This is a genomic window from Pseudothioclava nitratireducens (assembly GCF_029210495.1).
GTDB classification, from domain to species: domain Bacteria; phylum Pseudomonadota; class Alphaproteobacteria; order Rhodobacterales; family Rhodobacteraceae; genus Pseudothioclava; species Pseudothioclava nitratireducens.
This window is the reverse complement of sequence record NZ_JARGDK010000002.1, coordinates 332,288-347,829: the sequence shown is the minus strand read 5'-3', so window position 1 is coordinate 347,829 and position 15,542 is coordinate 332,288. Positions and strand designations below refer to the sequence as shown.

The following is a 15,542-nucleotide window of genomic DNA, read 5'->3' as shown; positions in this document are numbered from 1 at the left end:
TGGTTTCAAGCCGGCATGGTTGCCGACAGGAACTGTTGCAGGCGCGCGGATTTCGGCGCGCCGAAAAGCGTGTCGGGCGGACCTTCTTCCTCGATCTTGCCCTGATGCAGAAAGACCACGTGATCGGACACGTCCGCCGCGAGGCGCATGTCATGGGTCACGATGATCATCGTGCGATGCTCGGCGGCGAGGTCCTTGATGACCTTGACCACCTCTTGTTGCAGCTCTGGATCGAGCGCCGAGGTCGGCTCGTCGAACAACAGCGCGCGCGGCTCCATGCACAGCGCCCGCGCGATGGCGGCGCGCTGCTGCTGGCCGCCCGAAAGCTGCGCGGGCCAGGCATCGGCCTTGTCGCCGATCCCGACCTTCTCCAGATAGGCGCGCGCGCGCGTTTCGACCTCGGACGGGTCGCGCCCGAGCACCGTCACCGGGGCCTCCATCACGTTTTGCAGGATGGTCATGTGGGACCAAAGATTGAACTGCTGAAACACCATCGAGAGATTGGTGCGGAAGCGCGTGACCTGCGCACGATCGGCAGGACGGCGGCCATGGCCCGACCCGTTCCATTTGACCGCTTCGCCGTCGAATACCACTTCGCCGGACTGGCTATCCTCCAGCAGGTTGCAGCAGCGCAGAAGCGTGGACTTGCCCGATCCCGAGGAGCCGATCAGCGAGATTACGTGGCCGCGCTCCGCGCGAATCGAGACGCCCTTGAGCACTTCCAACGGACCATAGCTCTTGTGCAGATCACGGATTTCGATGACGGGCGGCGTCTGGGTCACGTTGGCTCTTGGGCTCTTGCTGTTTTTCCGATCGGTCAATCTGGCGCGATTTGCATGCGGATTGCAAGCTGCCTTGCGCGAGGTGACGCTAGGGTCGCTGCCGTTCCGGCAGGCAAAAGCCTTTTATTGCGGCACGCGCGCGCGGCTCAGGCGGTCTGATCGATGACGCGTTGCCGGGCCAAAGCCGAATCGCGATCGTTGATGCCGAGCAAATTGGCGGCAAGACGGATCAGCGCATCCTCACTTGCATCGCGGGCCTGATCGGCCAGCGCGACCTCCCAAAGGGCCTCGATCACGCCGATCCGGTCCTCATAGGCGATCTTGTCCTTGAGAGCGCGGGTGAAGCGCACGGTATCGGGGGCCTCTGCCTCGACGGCTTCGGCCTCGACGCGCAGCCGCTCGGCCTCGGCATGACCAAGGCCGCGGCGATGGGCAAGCACATGCTCGATGCGCTGTTTCTCGGCCTCGTCGTAATCGTCGTCCGCCCGCGCAAGACGCACCAGAAGTGCCGCCAGCGCCAGCTCGGCATCAGGGGCGGTGAGCGGTTCGGGGGCCGGATCGCCCAGAAGTTTGAGAAGCGATTTCAACATGGCTCGACTATAGGCCGGGCGGGCGCGCTGGCAAGTCACGGGGGCGTGGGCACGGTGCTTGGAGGGGGCGAAACAAGAGTGGCGCTCAGGGCGCGCGACCTTCGACGATGATCAGGTCGACATCGGCTGCGGCATCGCGGGCGGGGATCGTCGCTTGATAGGCCGGGCCGAAATACCAGGCGCGGGCGGCCTCAAGCGAGGGGAACTCAACAAGAACACTATGCGGGCGGGATTGGCCTGCGACGGTTTCACCGCTGTCCGAGAGCACCCGAATGCGCCCTCCGCCCGCAGTAATCGCGGGTGCGGCGGCGGCCCGATAGGCGGCGTAGCCAGCGACGTCATGGATGGCGACATGCGCGACCCAGTAGCCGGGCGCTCTCATCCGTCCCAACCTTCGACGATGCAGATATCCGCCATCGAGACCGGGGTGCGCAGGGCCATCGCGGCCTGATATTCGGGGCTGACATAGCAGGCGCGGGCGGCTTCGATGCTCGGAAACTCGATGACGACCGCGCGGGGGCGCAACTCTCCCTCGACCACCTCTTGAGCACCACCCCGCACCAGAAACCGCGCGCCATATTTGGCGAAAGCCTTGGCATTGGCGCTGCGATAAGCCTCATAGGCCTGCGGGTCATCGACGCTCACATGGCCGATCCAGTAGCCCTTGGTCTGTTCGCTCATTCTCTCCTCCCGGCTTTATGTCAGCTTGGTCCGGGGGCGGAGATTTGGCAAGCTCAGCCGCGGCTGGCTTTTTCCGCGATCCCCGAGACGCCCTGTCGGCGTTCGAGTTCTGCCAGAACATCCGAGACGGGCACCTCGCGTGCGGCGAGCATCACCAAGAGATGATAAAGCACGTCCGCGGCCTCATAGGTCAGGTTCTCACGGTCGTTCTTGACCGCAGCGATGATTGCTTCGATCGCTTCCTCACCGAATTTCTCGGCGCATTTTTCGGGCCCTTTGGCAAGCAGCTTCGCCGTCCACGAACTTTCAGGATCGGCGGCCTTGCGGGCCTCGATAGTGGCGGCGAGTTGGTCGAGAATGGTCATCAGAGCCTCACGGGGATGCCCGCGGCGGCCATGTGCTCCTTGGCCTCACGGATGGTGAATTCACCGAAATGGAAGATCGAGGCCGCGAGCACGGCTGACGCGCCGCCCTTGGTCACGCCCTCGACGAGGTGGTCGAGCGTGCCGACACCGCCCGAGGCGATCACCGGCACGTCCACCGCATCCGAGATGGCACGGGTGAGATCAAGGTTGAAACCCGCGCGCGTGCCGTCCCGATCCATCGAGGTGAGCAGGATCTCGCCGGCGCCCTTGGCGGTCACGATGCGTGCGAATTCGACCGCGTCGATGCCGGTCGGTTTGCGCCCGCCATGGGTGAAGATTTCCCAGCGGCCCGGTTCCACCGTCTTGGCGTCTATCGCGCAGACGATGCACTGGCTGCCGAACCGGTCGGCGGCTTCGGCAATCACGTCCGGGTTGGCGACGGCGGCGGAGTTGAAGCTGACCTTGTCCGCCCCCGCCAGCAGAAGCGCACGCACGTCTTCATGGGTGCGCACGCCGCCCCCCACGGTGAGCGGCATGAAACACTGCTCGGCGGTGCGGGTGACCAGATCGAACATCGTTCCGCGGTTCTCATGGGTCGCGTGAATGTCGAGAAAACATAGCTCATCCGCACCGGCCGCGTCATAGGCTTTGGCCGCTTCGACCGGGTCGCCCGCATCGATCAGATTCACGAAGTTGACGCCCTTGACCACGCGGCCATCGGCCACGTCGAGGCAGGGGATGATCCGGGTTTTCAGCATCGGGGCGCTCCTTTGGCGCATACATACTGTCCCGCGTGCCGCTTGCAAAGGGCGAAGGGGGCGTCTGCCCCCTCTGGCCTGCGGCCATTCACCCCCGAGGATATTTGGGGCGATTGGAGCGGCAAGACCTCGCCCCTTTTCCAATCGCATTAAATATCCCGGGGGTCCGGGGGCAGCGCCCCCGGCCTTTAGCCGTTGAGGGCCGCGAGCGCCTGGGTCAGGTCAAGCGCCCCGTCATAGATCGCGCGCCCCGAAATCGCGCCCGCGATGACGCCCGTATCGCGCAGAGCGATGAGGTCGGGCAGGGACGAGACGCCGCCCGAGGCGATCACCGGGATCGAGACTGCGCGGGCGAGCGCTTCGGTCGCGTCGATATTGGGGCCGGTCATCGCGCCATCGCGCATGATGTCGGTATAGATGATCGCCGAAACGCCCGCGTCCTCGAAGCTCTTGGCCAGATCGGTGACCATCACATCGGTCTCTTCGGCCCAGCCCTTGGTCGCCACGCGCCCGCCGCGCGCGTCGATGCCGACGGCGACACGGCCCGGGAATTCGCGGGCGGCCTCGCGCACCAGATCGGGGTTCTCCACGGCGACCGTGCCGAGGATCACGCGGCTCAGGCCTTTCTCGATCCAGGTGGCGATGGTGTCCATGTTGCGGATGCCGCCCCCAAGTTGCGCGGGCACCTTGATCCGGGAGAGGATTGCCTCGACGGCTGCGGCATTCACAGGCTCACCCGCAAAGGCCCCGTTCAGGTCGACCAGATGCACCCATTCGCAGCCCGCGGCCTCGAATTTCGCGGCCTGCGCGGCCGGGTCGTCGCCGAACACCGTCGCCTTGTCCATCTCGCCATGCAGCAGGCGCACGCATTGGCCGTCTTTGAGGTCGATTGCGGGATAGAGGATCATGGCGTGGCTCCGAAACGGGGGTCGTGCGCCTTATGCCGTGCGGGGAACGAGGGGGCAAGAGGGCGTGCTACGTCACGTCAGTCTTGCCGGGAATCGGGTGCCATGCACTGATATCCCCCGGAGCCAACGGGAGGAGAGCTCATGAAACTGATGATGATGGCCGGGGCGATGATCCTGGCGGCGGGGGCCGCGATGGCTGATCCGATCGAGGGTATGTGGCAAACGCAGCCCGATGAAGGCGCCTATGCGCATGTGAATATCAAGCCGTGCGGCGCAAATTTTTGCGGCACGATCGTGAAAAGCTTCAAGGACGGGGCGGAGTATAAATCCCCTAATGTCGGCAAGATGATCGTGATCGACATGGCCCCGCAGGGTGGCGGCAAATACGAGGGCAAGGTGTTCCGCCCCTCGAACGGCAAGACCTATCTGGGCAAGATCGCGGTCAGCGGCAATGCGATGAAAATGTCGGGTTGTGTGGCGGGCGGTCTTTTCTGCGCCAAGCAAAACTGGGCGCGTCTGAAATAACCCTGCCCCAGTGATGGACCGGGGCAAGAACCCCAAGACCCGGCGCGAGTTTCCCTGCGCCGGGTTTTTTCGTTCGCTCACCAGAGTTGCGCGCCGATCAGCAAGAGAGGCGTGAGCGCGATTGAGATGCCCATCGGTAACCGACCCGTCTGGCGCGCACTTTCCCACGGCAAGCGGCGTGCAAGCGCCGGGCGCTGGAGCAGCACGATGCCTGCGCTACCCAGCAACAGCGCAACCGAAAGAGCCTGTGCAAAGTTCAGCCACAGGTCGGAGGGGATGAATAATGTGGTCGCTGCCAGCATCTTGACGTCGCCCCCTCCGAAAAGTCTGAGCGCGAACAGCCCGAAACCGATCCCTAACACGATGGTCGCGGCGATCAGGCGCAGCGCTATCTCGGGAAGCGTGACAAAGGCACCGGCGCTCAGCACGAACAGGGCCAGCGCGGTGAGCACATGGCTGTTCGGGATACGCAGCGCGCGCAGATCGCTCAGAGCGGCGCTTAGCAGCACCGGGATCAGCACGAGCAATGGCACCAGATCGGGGCGCATCAGGCCACCCGGTGACGGCTTTGCTCCGGGCTGAAGGGGGCAACCGAGACCAGTTGGTAGATCAGCTCCGCAGCGTTGGCGGTGCCGGTCTTGGCGTAGAGATTGCTCAGATGGGTGCGCAGCGTCGACTCGCAGATGCCGAGTTCCGCCTTGAGTTCATCCATGGTCAGGCCGCGGCTCAGAAACAGGCAGACGCGATACTCGGCGCGGCTCAGGCGGGCCGGGTTGTCGATGCTCAGGATCGGGGCTGCGGGCACCTCTTGCGGGCGCGGGCCGACGCGGAGCAGCGCCTCGGTGAACAGGCCGCGCGCGCGGTTCTTCCAGGTCCGGGTCAGAACCGGTGCCAGAATGTTCAGCAGCGCGTGCTGATAGTTGCGCAACGGGTCTTCGAAATGCAGCTCAAGCACGTCGATGCCGCGTTCGCTTGTTTCGAGCGGGATGACGACCAGTTCGTGCAAATGCCGCCGGCGATGCAGCGCGGCCAGTTCCGGCGCCTGCGTGTCGTCGATCATGGAGCGGAACCAAAGCGTCCCGGGACGCGCCTTGTCGAAATACTCGCCGATCACGGCGCGCGCATAGCTGCGTTCGACGGGGCCGCCGCGCACATCCGCGCCGCCGCCATCCCAGGAAAGAACACGGCCTTCTTGGCCCACCCGCCCATGGCGCGCCAGAGCAACCGCCTGTGCGCCAAGGCCATTTCCGATGAATTCCAAAGACATGAGCAAAGGGTCAGACCCGTGCAAACACTCGCACCATTGTGCGATGGCGCCGATCATTCCAGCTTCCATTGCACGCACACTATCTTGTCCGGTTTTCCCGGCTCCGACAGTCTTCATAGCCACCCTCCCGGTTTCCCCACAAAGCCGGTTCAGTTTTCGCCGGTTGGTCACCGGTCTGTGAATAGGGTCGCAAGGAATTATCCCAAAGGTCAATAAAATAAGGGATTTAGTCTGTATTTGGGCGGGGCGAGCAACCTGGGGTTGCGTTTTTTGTATGATTGCCGAGGGAAATTGCCCGAATAGCGTGCGGCGCGCAGGTTGGACAAAGGGAAAACGCGGGCGAGTCGCGGTTCAGAATTGGCGGATATAGCGGATGAAGGTTGGCCCCACAGTCAGGATAATCAGCGCGGGCAGCATCAGCGAGGCGAGCACCATCGACATTTTCACCGGCAATTTATTGGCCATTTCCTGCGCCCGCATCTCGCGGGTTTCGCGCAGCTCGTCCGAATATGTGGTCATGGCCTGTCCCATCGGCGTGCCAAATTGCATGGATTGCTGAACGACATTCGCAAAGGACTGCACAGTCTCCAGACCGATCCGCTCGGCCATGTCGCGCAGCGCGGCGTCGCGCATCCGGCCCGCCTGCACCTGATGCTGCACGGTCAGGAATTCGAGCGCGATGTCGCGCGAGCTGTGCATCAGCTCATTGCCGACCCGGGTCATTGCCGCGTCAAAGCCGAGCCCGGCCTCGATCGAAATTTGCAACAGGTCGAGCGCATTCGGAAAGCCTTCTTCGATACGCAACTGGCGCTCGGTGACGCGTTGGCTGAGCCAGAGGGCCGGGAGAAAATACCCGATCGCCAGCAGCACAGTCAGGAGCTGATAGATCGCAAGTCCCGAGAGGTTCGCCAGCCTTTCGCCAATAGCGGGCGGCAGCGCGATCCCGGGCGTGCGCGCGGCAATCACCAGCATCAGAAACAGCAGCGGCAGCCCCGTTGCCAGAAGAACGCGGACCAGCGTGTAGTTGCGCAGCGCGTTATCGCCGCCCATTCCCGCCTGTGCGAGCTTGCGCCGCAAGGCGCTGCGCTTTTCCTTTTCGCCCGGAAGGAAGGCCTTCATCAGCCCGCCGGGGGTCTTGTCGGGTGCGCGCAGGAGCGCCCGCTCCAGCCGCTCCTGCCGCCGCGCGCCGCCGATCGCGGCAAGCCGTGCAATGGCGGGGTCGGGCCGGAAGAAGGCGGCATAGATCCCCCACATCACCAGCGCCACGCCAAAGCCGATCCCAAGCGCCAGCAAGGTTTCCAGCGCGATCCCGATACGGAGTGCGAATTTGTCGAGGTAATCGAGCATGTGGGCCTCCTCAGACGTGGAAATTCACCAGCTTGCGCAGGATCAGAAGGTTGGCCGCGACGAGTCCAAGGACGGTCACGGCCAGCGGTATGAACAGCGGATCGTCGCGGACCCCGCCGTAGTAGTCGGGTGCGCTGATCGACGTGAAGGTGAACATTGCAAAGGGCAGCACCGACAGGAACAGCGCCGAGGCACGCCCCTCCGATGAGATCGCGCGGATCTTGCGCCGCATCGAAATGCGGTTGCGGATCACCTTGGACAGAACCTCGATCACGCGGGCCAGATCGCCGCCGCTGCCGTGCTGGATGCCGATGCTGGCCGAGAGGTAATAGACGTCCTCGATCTCGACGCGCTCGGCCATGTCCTGAAAGGCCTCGGGCAGGTCGTCGCCATAGCTGACCTGATCGTAGACGATCCCGAATTCGCGCCCGATCGGGTCCGGCATTTCCCGGGCGACCGCCCCGATCGAGGTGTTGAGCGGGTGTCCGACCTTGAGGCCGCGTGCCATCAGGTCCAGCGCATCAGGCAATTGCAGGATCATTTTTTCCGTCTGTCGGGCGACGCGGACATGAAGCGCGGCGAAGGGAAGCGCAAAGCCGATGACGAGGGCAATCAGCACCGAGAGCACGACCGGCAGGCGCGTGACCAGTACAACGAAACTGCCAAGCGCGAGCGCGCAGCAGGCGAGAATGAACGTGCCGCTGCGCAGCTCGACCCCACCCTGGCGCAGTTGCGTGGGCAAGCTGCCAAAGAATGGCACTTTCGAGACGCCCGAGGCGCGGGAGGGCGGTTTGAGGATCGCAAGGCGCTCTTCGAGGCTGTGCCCGTCGCGGATCAGGCGCAGTCGGCGTGAACGCGCCTCCTTGCGGCTTTCGCGTCCACTCAGAAAACTGGTGATCGCGGTGAAGGCCAGAAAGATGCCAAGCATCATGCCAAGATAGACGAGATAGCCAAGCGTTTGATCGGTGAAGAACGCACGCATGGTTCAGCCCCTTTTGACGGTGAAATCGGCTGGGTCGATCTTGAGGCCCGCCTCGACCAGCGCCTCGACGCAGCGCGGGCGGATGCCGGTGGGCGTGAACTCGCCCAGCACGGTGCCGTCCTCGGCCTTACCCTTCTTGCGGAAGACAAAGATGTCCTGAAGCATGATGACATTGCCTTCGAGCCCGGTCAGTTCGCTGATGCTCACGATGCGGCGGCGGCCATCCGAGAGGCGGGCGAGTTGCACCACGATATGCAGCCCCGCCGCGACCTGAGAGCGGATCGCCGAGAGTGGCATATCGGCGCCGACCATGGTCACCATCTGCTCGATCCGGGCGAGCGCATCGCGGGCCGAGTTGGCGTGCACCGTCGTCATCGAGCCGTCATGCCCGGTGTTCATCGCTTGCAGCATGTCGAAAGCCTCGGGGCCGCGCACCTCGCCGACGATGATCCGGTCGGGGCGCATCCGCAGGGCGTTGCGCACGAGGTCGCGCTGCATCACCGCGCCTTGCCCGTTCGGGTTCGGCGGGCGCGTTTCCAATCGGACGACATGGGCCTGCTGAAGCTGCAATTCGGCGGCGTCCTCGATGGTGACGATCCGCGAACGATGGTCGATGGCGGCCGAAATGGCGTTGAGGAGCGTGGTCTTGCCAGAACCCGTGCCGCCCGAAATCAGGATGTTCATCCGCGCTTCGACCAGCGATTCCAGGAACCGTGCGGCGGCATCGTTCAGCGTGCCGATCTCGACCAGCCGGTCGAGCGTCAGCGGATTGCGCGAGAACTTCCGGATCGAGAGGCTCGGCCCGTCGATGGAGCAGGGCCGGATGATCGCGTTCACCCGGCTGCCGTCTTCAAGGCGGGCATCGACCCAAGGGTTGCTCTCATCGACGCGGCGTCCCACGCGGGAGACGATCTTTTCGATGATCCGCAGAAGGTGGCGTTCGTCCCGGAACCGCGCCCGCGCGCGTTCGAGGATGCCGTTGCGCTCGACATAGACGTTGCGGTGGCCGTTCACGAGGATGTCGTTGACTGTCGGGTCCGCCATCAGCGGTTCCAGCGGACCGAGGCCCAACACCTCGTCCATCAGCTCATCGACCAGTGTCTTCAGCTTCTCGGCGCGCACCGGGGTATTGCTTTGGCGCAGTTCCTCGGTGACCAGAGCGCCCACGTCGCGGCGCAGTTCCTCGGGCTCGACCTTGTCGATCACGGCGAGGTTCAGCCGTTCAAGCAGCACCTCATGGAGCTGACTCTTGAGTTCGAGCGATTGCTGCAATTCGATTTCCTCGGGCGAGGGCACGTGGAGCGGCGGCACCGGGGGCGCGGTGGGCGTGGCCGCACGGGGCGCGGCACTGGCGGCGAAGGGCAGGACATTCTCGGCCTTGGGGGAGCGGGCGACGAAACTCGTGAAATCCTTGAACATGTATCAGCTCCTTTCCGGCGTAGCGGTTGCGGGCGCGTCGGCACCCGAGATGATGTCTTTGGCGACCTTGCCGATCGCCTTGGTCAGCGCGGAGCCATTGGCGGTCTGCGACAAGGGGCGGCCGCTATCCATTGCGGCCTCCGCTTGTTTGCGGTCCGGCGGAAGCCAGTAACGGAAGGTTTGGTCGAGTGCCTTTGCAGCCTCGGTGTGATGACGCGACCGGATCAACGGGCGCTTTTCCTGACCGATCACCACCTCGATTGGCAGGGCGACATTCTCGCCCCGGAAAAAGTCGATGAGCCGCCGCGCCTGCTGAATGCAGGGCACCGATGTCCCGCTGACCAGAAACATCCGGTCGCAAGTTTCGAGCACCGGCATCACCCATTCGACCATCGCATGCGGCAAGTCGATCACGACATAGTCGAAACGCTGGCGCAGGTGTTCGATCAGCGCGGCCATCTGCGCGGGCTGGAGCGCGTCGAGCGGCATGAAACCCGCCGGTGCGGCCAGCACCGAAAGCCCGCAAGGGGCGGTCTTGACCGATTGATCCACGAAGGTCGCATCCGGGTCGATGCGCTCTTGCGCCATGCGGTAGAGCGCCTGGTTCGGGGGCACGTCGAGAAAGCTTGCGACGGTGCCGAACTGCACGTCCAGATCGACGATAACCGCGCGGTGATCCGCCAGCTTGCCGTGGCCCTTGACGGCCCCGCGCAGCTTGTCGGCGAGATTGACCGCGAAGGTCGTAGCCCCGATGCCGCCGCGCGATTTGGCGACGGCAAAGACCTTGCCCTGACGGCTCTCGACCGGGCTCAGGTTGAGCCGACGCGGGGCGGTGAGCCGGCTCACGACTTCGCCCAGTTCGGCTGGTTCGACCGTTGCGGGCAACACTTCCGCGACCCCTGCCTGCATCAGCGCGTGAACCGTAGCGAGCGGCGCATCGTCATCGCTGAGCGCAAGAATGCGGGTCTGCGCCCCCGCCGCGCGGATCGCGCGCAGCGCCTCGAGATCGGGGGCGGCTTCGCGCTGGGCCTGAAAGATGATCAGGTCGCTCGACTGGGCAAGCCCTTGCGCCTTGCCGTTCAGACCGGTCAGCGAGGCATCGCAGTTCGTGACGCTCAGCCCCGGCATCTGGTCCAGAGCGGCCTCGATGCGGGCGCCCAGCGCCTGATCCTGCGCGATCAGCACGATGGATTTCTCCGTGCGGGTCATGGCCTGTCTCCTCTCATCCGGTTTCTCCCATCGCAAGGTCTTCGCCGGGCAGCGAGACGCTCATGCTGGGAAGGGTGATGTCTGCGTCGATCTCGGTGCTCGTCGCGGTCGCGCCGGCCAGTGCGGCCAGTGCAGAGAGCGGCGAGATGAATTCGAAGGTCACATTGTCGAGCTCGACCGTGACCATCGGCACATAGGGGCCGCCCAGAAAACCAAGGTCGGGGTCGAAGGCATAGCTGAAGCGCAGCGCGCTGATATCGGCGTCCACCGGCAGGCTGCCCTGTACCAGACGCCAGATCTCCCAGGCGGTGTCATTGCCGCTGTCGCCGTTGCAGGTGATCGTGCCAACATCGGCGCAGATATCGCTGCCGGCATTGCAATTCGTGCCGAATTCCGGGGTTGAACTGGCGCTGGCGCTACGGCGGTGGATGCTTGGAACGCCCGCGCAGGCCGGGGGGCGCACCGCGGCCACCCGCGCCGCGATCTGCATCGAGCGCTCGGCGGTGACAATGTGAAAGGCCAGCCGCCCGAAGTCGATCAGCCCGAAGATAATGAGCAAAAGCAGCGCCAGCACCATGGCGAATTCGACCATGGTTGCACCGGTTTCGTCCCGAGCGAAGCGGGTGAGGCGCGACCCTGTCGGGCCACTATATGCGCGCCGCGCCGTCATGAGCCGTAAACCCGGCTTTGATCGCTCAGCGCGGTGTTCAGCGTCGGGCGCGATCCGCCGACGAATTCGAAGATGCCCGAGAAGGGGAAGGTAATCTGGAGCACGGCGCTCACCGTCACGATCGGGGCGTTGGTGCCGCGATAGTCGCCGGGGTTGCAGGCGAGCGACGGCAAGACCTCGGTCACCTGAATGCCGTTCGGGAACAGCGCCTCGCCGGTTTGGGCATTGCGCACGATCCCTTCGAGCCGGTCGGTATAGCCCGCCACGCCCGTGCCCCGCTCGCAGATGTCGCGCGGGGTGACGCGGGCAAGGTAGCGGGTCGCATCGCGCACGCCCGAGGCCACGCTCTGATAGGCCCAAAGCATCCGCCCCCCCTCGATCGTGACCGCGAAAAGCAGCAGCAGGAGCGGCAGCGCAAAGGCGAATTCCACAAGCTGCGCGCCGGTCTCGTCGCGCCAGAAGCGCCGGGCTATCGGCGGAAGGGGCAGGCGGGTCACCATCGGGTTCACCTGTAAAGCTGGACGAGATCGCGCACGATCCCGCCAGTCCCCAAAGCGTCCTCTCCGCCGTTGCTGGCAGAGCCGATGATTTCCCCCCAGATATCGACTTTGGGGGGCGAGGTGCCGTCGTCGCCCACCGGTTCGGTCAGGAAAATCTTGACGAATTCCTTCACGGGCACGCCGCTGGCCGCGCCGGAGATCGGGTTTGCGGCACAATCGATGCCCGCAGCGATGATCACCCGCCGATCAGGGTCCGCCGGCGGGCTAGAGGAACAGACCGGCAATCCGGTCTCTGACAGCCCGTCGAGAATGCCATCCGACGTCGCGGCGTCGATCTCGGCCATGTAGTAATCGTAGCGTGTAAGCGCCTCGGGATGCGGATCGTCGCCACCGTAATTGACATTCACATAGGCGGTGCGGCCGGTGCTCCAGATGCCATCGCCAAACCGCCCGCAGCCCCCCGACGCAAAGCAATCGTCGCGCGGCAACCCCAGCGTATCGGGCGAGATCTCCTCGTTATTGCCGATGCAATCGCCGCCGCCCTTGGGCACGATCCCCTTGATGACATTCGGAGCGGGCGCATAGTCGGGATCGTTTTTCTCGCCGTTCATGATCGCCTTGTAGATATCGAAGCGCACGTTGAAGATCGCGTCCTCTATGCCGACTTTCTGGCCCGGCTCGATATCGACGCCGCGCTGGTTGAAGCACTGGGTGATCGAATTGACCGCGCCCAGCAGACAGGCATCGAGATTGACGCCAGACTTGCCCGCGCAGGGTCCTTCGTCGTCGACCTTGATCTTGGCGGGGTCGAGAAAGCCGAAATCGCCCGGCCCCCAAGCCGCGCCATTGCCGCCCGAGCGCAGCCGGATCATCTGCCCGACAGCGGCATCCGCCGAGAAGGTCGGGCTTGGGATGCAGAACATCAGCGGGGTCACGTCGCAGGCCTGAAGGCTGAAGCCTGCCACGGCGCTGGCGCTGGCGCTTTCGTCGATGCCGCGATGCCCGGTCACAGCCGAGAAGGCGGCGCCAAAGGTGCTGGGCACGGTCGTCGGGGTGACGGTGACCCTGACGAAGGCCGCATCCGCCGGATCGCTGGTGACGGCGCTCATGGCGGTGGCGTTGAAAGCGCTGTCCACATCGAGGCCGGGCAGGGCCGAGAGAAAGGTAAGCGTGTAATCGGCTGCACCGGACAGCGCCGCATCGGCGGAGCCAAAAGTCTGCCGGTCGGAAATCAGCGCCGCGGCACTGATGGCGCGCGTGATCGCATCGGCATTGCCGTCAAGCTCTCCGGCGGCGGCGAGGGCGACATGGTCCGCGAAGGACTGCAACTCGGTACGGGTGATGCCGACGCGCCCCAGATCGAACGAGAGCGCGATGATGCCCAGCAGAACGCCCAGGCACATACCCACGAAGACAAGGATCGTGCCGCTCTCGTCGCGGGCAAAGCCGGTGATATGGCGGGCAGCGCGCTCCATTCGGCCCCCTTTCCGGCACTCAACGCAATTCGGTTTCGGTGGCGACGACGCCACGGCGCACGATGACGGAGCGCACGGTCGGCGCAGGGGCGGGCGCATCCGCGACCGGCGCGGGTTCGGGTTCGCGCAGGACGTCGCGCAGGCTGATCGCTTCGAGCGGCAGCACTTCTGTTTCCTCCAGCGTGCGCAGCGTGAGACTCAGCGTGCCCGCCTTCTGCGCCAATGCGAGTTTCTGGCCGTCATTGGGCGAGACCTCGACGGTGACGGTGCGGGCGATCTCGGGACGATCGGTGTTTTCGTTCGCCTCCTGATCGACGCCGATCACGCGGATATTCTGCAAGATCGTGACGGTTTTCAAAGTCTTGTCGCGGCCTTGGGTCAGCAGGATGTCGACGCGGTCGCCGGGGGTGACAAAGCCCCCCACGCCGGTTTCGGCATTCACCTTGATCGCAATGGCGCGGCTGTTGGGGCCGAGGGACTGGACGATGGTCACCTTCTCGCCGAAGTCGGAGAGCTTGGAGGCCAGCATCAATTCACCTTGCGCGATCGGCGTGCGGGCGCGGCGCGGCTGCGAGCCTGCGCCCGGCAACAGCCCGGCGTAATCGGTGAAGCTACCCTTGGGCAGGGCGGCGGCGGGCCATGAAATCGTTTCGAGCTTGGTTGCGTCGACGATCTGGCCGAAGGGAATGTTCTGCGAGGCGACGACGACCGTTACCAGCCCGTCGTCACGCTCGTTGGTGGCATTGGCGCGGGCGTATTTCGCTTCGAAGAAATCGCCTGCGAGCCACGCCGAGCCGCCTGCTACCGCGAGCCCCGCAACGAATGTCAGAAGGGATGCGATCCGCATGGTTGGCTCCTGTTTTTGGCGTAGTGAGGTCGGGCTGCGGGGGGCGGCCCCGCAGACCCGTTGACAAAGGCTGCGACCGCCGAATGGGCCGCATCCGTCCGTTCAACCGGCCGGACGGGTCACCGGAACGGTCGTTGCATCGGGCATCGCCTCACCTGCGGCATCCATCGAGCCTTGCACGTCGCTGGCCAGATAGAGCAGGGCGGTCGTGCCCAGTGCGAGCGCGAGCGAGAGCGCAATCCCATATTCGACAAGGGTCACCCCGTCTTCGTCTTTGCGCAGGCGGCTGAAGGTCTTGAGGACAAAGCTTTTCATATTGGTCTCCACCACTTTGGAAGGCCGATCAATTCGGCGTTTCGGACCGTTTGCGCCGCTGAACCGGAGACGCGATGGCCCATGGTTAAGTCTAGATTTGGGGACTTCCGGGCGCATCCTTCATACGAGGGAGGATTGCACGTATGGGTTGCAAGCTTTGGCAGCGGTGGCCGGATCAAGGCCCGAATGGCCTCCGAAAAAGAAAAGCCCCCCGCGACGGGGTGCGGGGGGATCAGGTGGCTTTGCGCCGCGGGGCGGGGCGGTTGGCCGGCTCTTGGGGGAGTGCCGGTGCCCCCGGTGTTTCGCCCAGCCTAGAAGCTGAAGCGAAGACCGACGAGGGCGCTCATGGAGTCGTATTCGACCGCTTCGCCCTGAATATCGGCATCATCGAACGCTGTCTGGTAGCGCAACTCGCCAAAGCCGATGGCAGCGCCGAACGCATAGCGCGCGCCACCGCCACCTGCCCGCCAGCCACGGTGTCATCCCCGGTAAAGGCCGGGAACTGGTTTGCGCCGTCATACTTGACCTTGATCGCGCCGACGCCAAGCCCGACATAGGCGTCCGTCGCCCCCGCCAGCGGGAAGACATAGCGCCCGTTGATCATGACCGATTGCGACTTGAGCGCGGATTGGTAGCCGCTGTAATCGCGGCTTGTGCCCATGATGTCGAGGCCGACCTCGATCGGCGCGAAACCTGTATAATAGGCGCCGATCCCGAAGGCGCCTCCGCTGTCGAGGTCGAAATTGACGCCGCCATAATCGGCATCCCCCTCGATCGCGACGCCGCCGTAAATCTCGCCAGCCATCTGTGCGCTGGCGATGGTCGGAACGGCCAAGGACACGGCCATCCCGAGCACAAGACCCGTGATGTTCATAATAAAGTCCTTTCAGGCAATTGCTGCG

At 64.5% G+C, this 15,542-nt stretch carries 20 protein-coding genes; 1 reads left to right on the top strand and 19 read right to left on the bottom strand.

Annotated features, from left to right (window positions below):
* Positions 1 to 5 precede the first annotated feature (5 nt).
* From P0X85_RS03930 to hisA, 7 genes are all read right to left on the bottom strand, one after another.
* A complete protein-coding gene (locus P0X85_RS03930; protein ID WP_275808732.1) occupies positions 6 to 782 on the bottom strand; it encodes an ABC transporter ATP-binding protein in 777 nt (258 codons plus the stop codon).
* Positions 783 to 928: 146 nt separating this feature from the next.
* Positions 929 to 1,372, bottom strand: a complete 444-nt coding sequence (locus P0X85_RS03925; protein WP_275808729.1) for a tellurite resistance TerB family protein — start codon at positions 1,370 to 1,372, stop codon at positions 929 to 931.
* Between the two features lie 85 nt (positions 1,373 to 1,457).
* On the bottom strand, positions 1,458 to 1,754 hold the full coding sequence (locus tag P0X85_RS03920) for a DUF1330 domain-containing protein (RefSeq protein WP_275808726.1): 297 nt from the start codon (positions 1,752 to 1,754) through the stop codon (positions 1,458 to 1,460).
* Positions 1,751 to 2,053 carry a DUF1330 domain-containing protein gene (locus tag P0X85_RS03915; RefSeq protein ID WP_275808723.1) on the bottom strand — a complete coding sequence of 101 codons (303 nt, stop codon included), beginning with the start codon at positions 2,051 to 2,053 and terminating at the stop codon, positions 1,751 to 1,753. Before P0X85_RS03915 ends, P0X85_RS03920 begins: the two co-directional genes overlap by 4 nt.
* A 53-nt stretch (positions 2,054 to 2,106) precedes the next feature.
* Positions 2,107 to 2,418: a phosphoribosyl-ATP diphosphatase gene (locus P0X85_RS03910; protein WP_275808720.1), complete on the bottom strand. Its 312-nt coding sequence runs from the start codon at positions 2,416 to 2,418 to the stop codon at positions 2,107 to 2,109.
* A complete protein-coding gene (hisF, locus tag P0X85_RS03905; RefSeq protein WP_275808717.1) occupies positions 2,418 to 3,176 on the bottom strand; it encodes an imidazole glycerol phosphate synthase subunit HisF in 759 nt (252 codons plus the stop codon). The genes P0X85_RS03910 and hisF overlap by 1 nt, the downstream gene beginning before the upstream one ends.
* Positions 3,177 to 3,364: 188 nt before the next feature.
* Positions 3,365 to 4,084 carry a 1-(5-phosphoribosyl)-5-[(5-phosphoribosylamino)methylideneamino]imidazole-4-carboxamide isomerase gene (gene hisA, locus P0X85_RS03900; RefSeq protein WP_275808714.1) on the bottom strand — a complete coding sequence of 240 codons (720 nt, stop codon included), beginning with the start codon at positions 4,082 to 4,084 and terminating at the stop codon, positions 3,365 to 3,367.
* Between the two features lie 141 nt (positions 4,085 to 4,225).
* On the opposite strand from hisA, the gene P0X85_RS03895 reads away from it, so the two are divergent.
* The gene (locus P0X85_RS03895; protein WP_275808712.1) at positions 4,226 to 4,609 is read left to right on the top strand and encodes a DUF2147 domain-containing protein; all 384 of its coding nucleotides are present in this window, start codon (positions 4,226 to 4,228) and stop codon (positions 4,607 to 4,609) included.
* A 77-nt stretch (positions 4,610 to 4,686) separates the two neighbouring features.
* Here the strand turns inward: P0X85_RS03895 and P0X85_RS03890 are convergent, their stop codons facing one another.
* The 12 genes from P0X85_RS03890 to P0X85_RS03835 all read right to left on the bottom strand — a co-directional run bounded on the left by P0X85_RS03890 (position 4,687) and on the right by P0X85_RS03835 (position 15,514).
* Positions 4,687 to 5,157 (bottom strand): A24 family peptidase, encoded by a 471-nt coding sequence (locus P0X85_RS03890; protein WP_275808710.1) that lies wholly within the window; start codon positions 5,155 to 5,157, stop codon positions 4,687 to 4,689.
* Positions 5,157 to 5,933, bottom strand: a complete 777-nt coding sequence (locus P0X85_RS03885) for a helix-turn-helix transcriptional regulator (protein WP_275808707.1) — start codon at positions 5,931 to 5,933, stop codon at positions 5,157 to 5,159. Before P0X85_RS03885 ends, P0X85_RS03890 begins: the two co-directional genes overlap by 1 nt.
* 294 nt (positions 5,934 to 6,227) lie before the next feature.
* Positions 6,228 to 7,223, bottom strand: coding sequence for a type II secretion system F family protein (locus tag P0X85_RS03880; protein ID WP_275808705.1), 996 nt, complete (start codon positions 7,221 to 7,223; stop codon positions 6,228 to 6,230).
* A 10-nt stretch (positions 7,224 to 7,233) separates the two neighbouring features.
* Entirely contained in the window at positions 7,234 to 8,205 is a 972-nt protein-coding gene (locus P0X85_RS03875; RefSeq protein ID WP_275808703.1) for a type II secretion system F family protein, read from the bottom strand.
* Between the two features lie 3 nt (positions 8,206 to 8,208).
* A complete protein-coding gene (locus tag P0X85_RS03870) occupies positions 8,209 to 9,624 on the bottom strand; it encodes a TadA family conjugal transfer-associated ATPase (protein ID WP_275808701.1) in 1,416 nt (471 codons plus the stop codon).
* A 3-nt stretch (positions 9,625 to 9,627) separates the two neighbouring features.
* Positions 9,628 to 10,833: a CpaE/TadZ family protein gene (locus P0X85_RS03865; RefSeq protein ID WP_275808699.1), complete on the bottom strand. Its 1,206-nt coding sequence runs from the start codon at positions 10,831 to 10,833 to the stop codon at positions 9,628 to 9,630.
* A gap of 13 nt (positions 10,834 to 10,846) precedes the next feature.
* Positions 10,847 to 11,425: a TadE/TadG family type IV pilus assembly protein gene (locus tag P0X85_RS03860; protein WP_275808697.1), complete on the bottom strand. Its 579-nt coding sequence runs from the start codon at positions 11,423 to 11,425 to the stop codon at positions 10,847 to 10,849.
* A gap of 74 nt (positions 11,426 to 11,499) precedes the next feature.
* Entirely contained in the window at positions 11,500 to 12,003 is a 504-nt protein-coding gene (locus P0X85_RS03855; protein ID WP_275808695.1) for a TadE/TadG family type IV pilus assembly protein, read from the bottom strand.
* A 5-nt stretch (positions 12,004 to 12,008) separates the two neighbouring features.
* Entirely contained in the window at positions 12,009 to 13,478 is a 1,470-nt protein-coding gene (locus P0X85_RS03850) for a TadE/TadG family type IV pilus assembly protein (RefSeq protein ID WP_275808693.1), read from the bottom strand.
* A gap of 19 nt (positions 13,479 to 13,497) precedes the next feature.
* A complete protein-coding gene (gene cpaB / locus P0X85_RS03845) occupies positions 13,498 to 14,325 on the bottom strand; it encodes a Flp pilus assembly protein CpaB (RefSeq protein ID WP_275808691.1) in 828 nt (275 codons plus the stop codon).
* A gap of 102 nt (positions 14,326 to 14,427) precedes the next feature.
* Positions 14,428 to 14,640 (bottom strand): Flp family type IVb pilin, encoded by a 213-nt coding sequence (locus tag P0X85_RS03840; RefSeq protein WP_275808689.1) that lies wholly within the window; start codon positions 14,638 to 14,640, stop codon positions 14,428 to 14,430.
* A 343-nt stretch (positions 14,641 to 14,983) separates the two neighbouring features.
* Entirely contained in the window at positions 14,984 to 15,514 is a 531-nt protein-coding gene (locus tag P0X85_RS03835; RefSeq protein WP_275808688.1) for a porin family protein, read from the bottom strand.
* Positions 15,515 to 15,542: the final 28 nt, after the last annotated feature.

Excerpts from the sequence above, each read along its gene's own strand:
- P0X85_RS03840 (WP_275808689.1), bottom strand. The coding sequence starts at position 14,640 with ATGAAAAGCTTTGTCCTCAAGACCTTCAGCCGCCTGCGCAAAGACGAA.
- P0X85_RS03885 (WP_275808707.1), bottom strand. The coding sequence starts at position 5,933 with ATGATCGGCGCCATCGCACAATGGTGCGAGTGTTTGCACGGGTCTGAC.
- P0X85_RS03910 (WP_275808720.1), bottom strand. The coding sequence starts at position 2,418 with ATGACCATTCTCGACCAACTCGCCGCCACTATCGAGGCCCGCAAGGCC.
- hisA (WP_275808714.1), bottom strand. The coding sequence starts at position 4,084 with ATGATCCTCTATCCCGCAATCGACCTCAAAGACGGCCAATGCGTGCGC.
- P0X85_RS03925 (WP_275808729.1), bottom strand. The coding sequence starts at position 1,372 with ATGTTGAAATCGCTTCTCAAACTTCTGGGCGATCCGGCCCCCGAACCG.
- P0X85_RS03870 (WP_275808701.1), bottom strand. The coding sequence starts at position 9,624 with ATGTTCAAGGATTTCACGAGTTTCGTCGCCCGCTCCCCCAAGGCCGAG.
- P0X85_RS03880 (WP_275808705.1), bottom strand. The coding sequence starts at position 7,223 with ATGCTCGATTACCTCGACAAATTCGCACTCCGTATCGGGATCGCGCTG.
- hisF (WP_275808717.1), bottom strand. The coding sequence starts at position 3,176 with ATGCTGAAAACCCGGATCATCCCCTGCCTCGACGTGGCCGATGGCCGC.
- P0X85_RS03850 (WP_275808693.1), bottom strand. The coding sequence starts at position 13,478 with ATGGAGCGCGCTGCCCGCCATATCACCGGCTTTGCCCGCGACGAGAGC.
- cpaB (WP_275808691.1), bottom strand. The coding sequence starts at position 14,325 with ATGCGGATCGCATCCCTTCTGACATTCGTTGCGGGGCTCGCGGTAGCA.
- P0X85_RS03875 (WP_275808703.1), bottom strand. The coding sequence starts at position 8,205 with ATGCGTGCGTTCTTCACCGATCAAACGCTTGGCTATCTCGTCTATCTT.
- P0X85_RS03890 (WP_275808710.1), bottom strand. The coding sequence starts at position 5,157 with ATGCGCCCCGATCTGGTGCCATTGCTCGTGCTGATCCCGGTGCTGCTA.
- P0X85_RS03835 (WP_275808688.1), bottom strand. The coding sequence starts at position 15,514 with ATGAACATCACGGGTCTTGTGCTCGGGATGGCCGTGTCCTTGGCCGTT.
- P0X85_RS03895 (WP_275808712.1), top strand. The coding sequence starts at position 4,226 with ATGAAACTGATGATGATGGCCGGGGCGATGATCCTGGCGGCGGGGGCC.
- P0X85_RS03865 (WP_275808699.1), bottom strand. The coding sequence starts at position 10,833 with ATGACCCGCACGGAGAAATCCATCGTGCTGATCGCGCAGGATCAGGCG.
- P0X85_RS03860 (WP_275808697.1), bottom strand. The coding sequence starts at position 11,425 with ATGGTCGAATTCGCCATGGTGCTGGCGCTGCTTTTGCTCATTATCTTC.
- P0X85_RS03915 (WP_275808723.1), bottom strand. The coding sequence starts at position 2,053 with ATGAGCGAACAGACCAAGGGCTACTGGATCGGCCATGTGAGCGTCGAT.
- P0X85_RS03855 (WP_275808695.1), bottom strand. The coding sequence starts at position 12,003 with ATGGTGACCCGCCTGCCCCTTCCGCCGATAGCCCGGCGCTTCTGGCGC.
- P0X85_RS03920 (WP_275808726.1), bottom strand. The coding sequence starts at position 1,754 with ATGAGAGCGCCCGGCTACTGGGTCGCGCATGTCGCCATCCATGACGTC.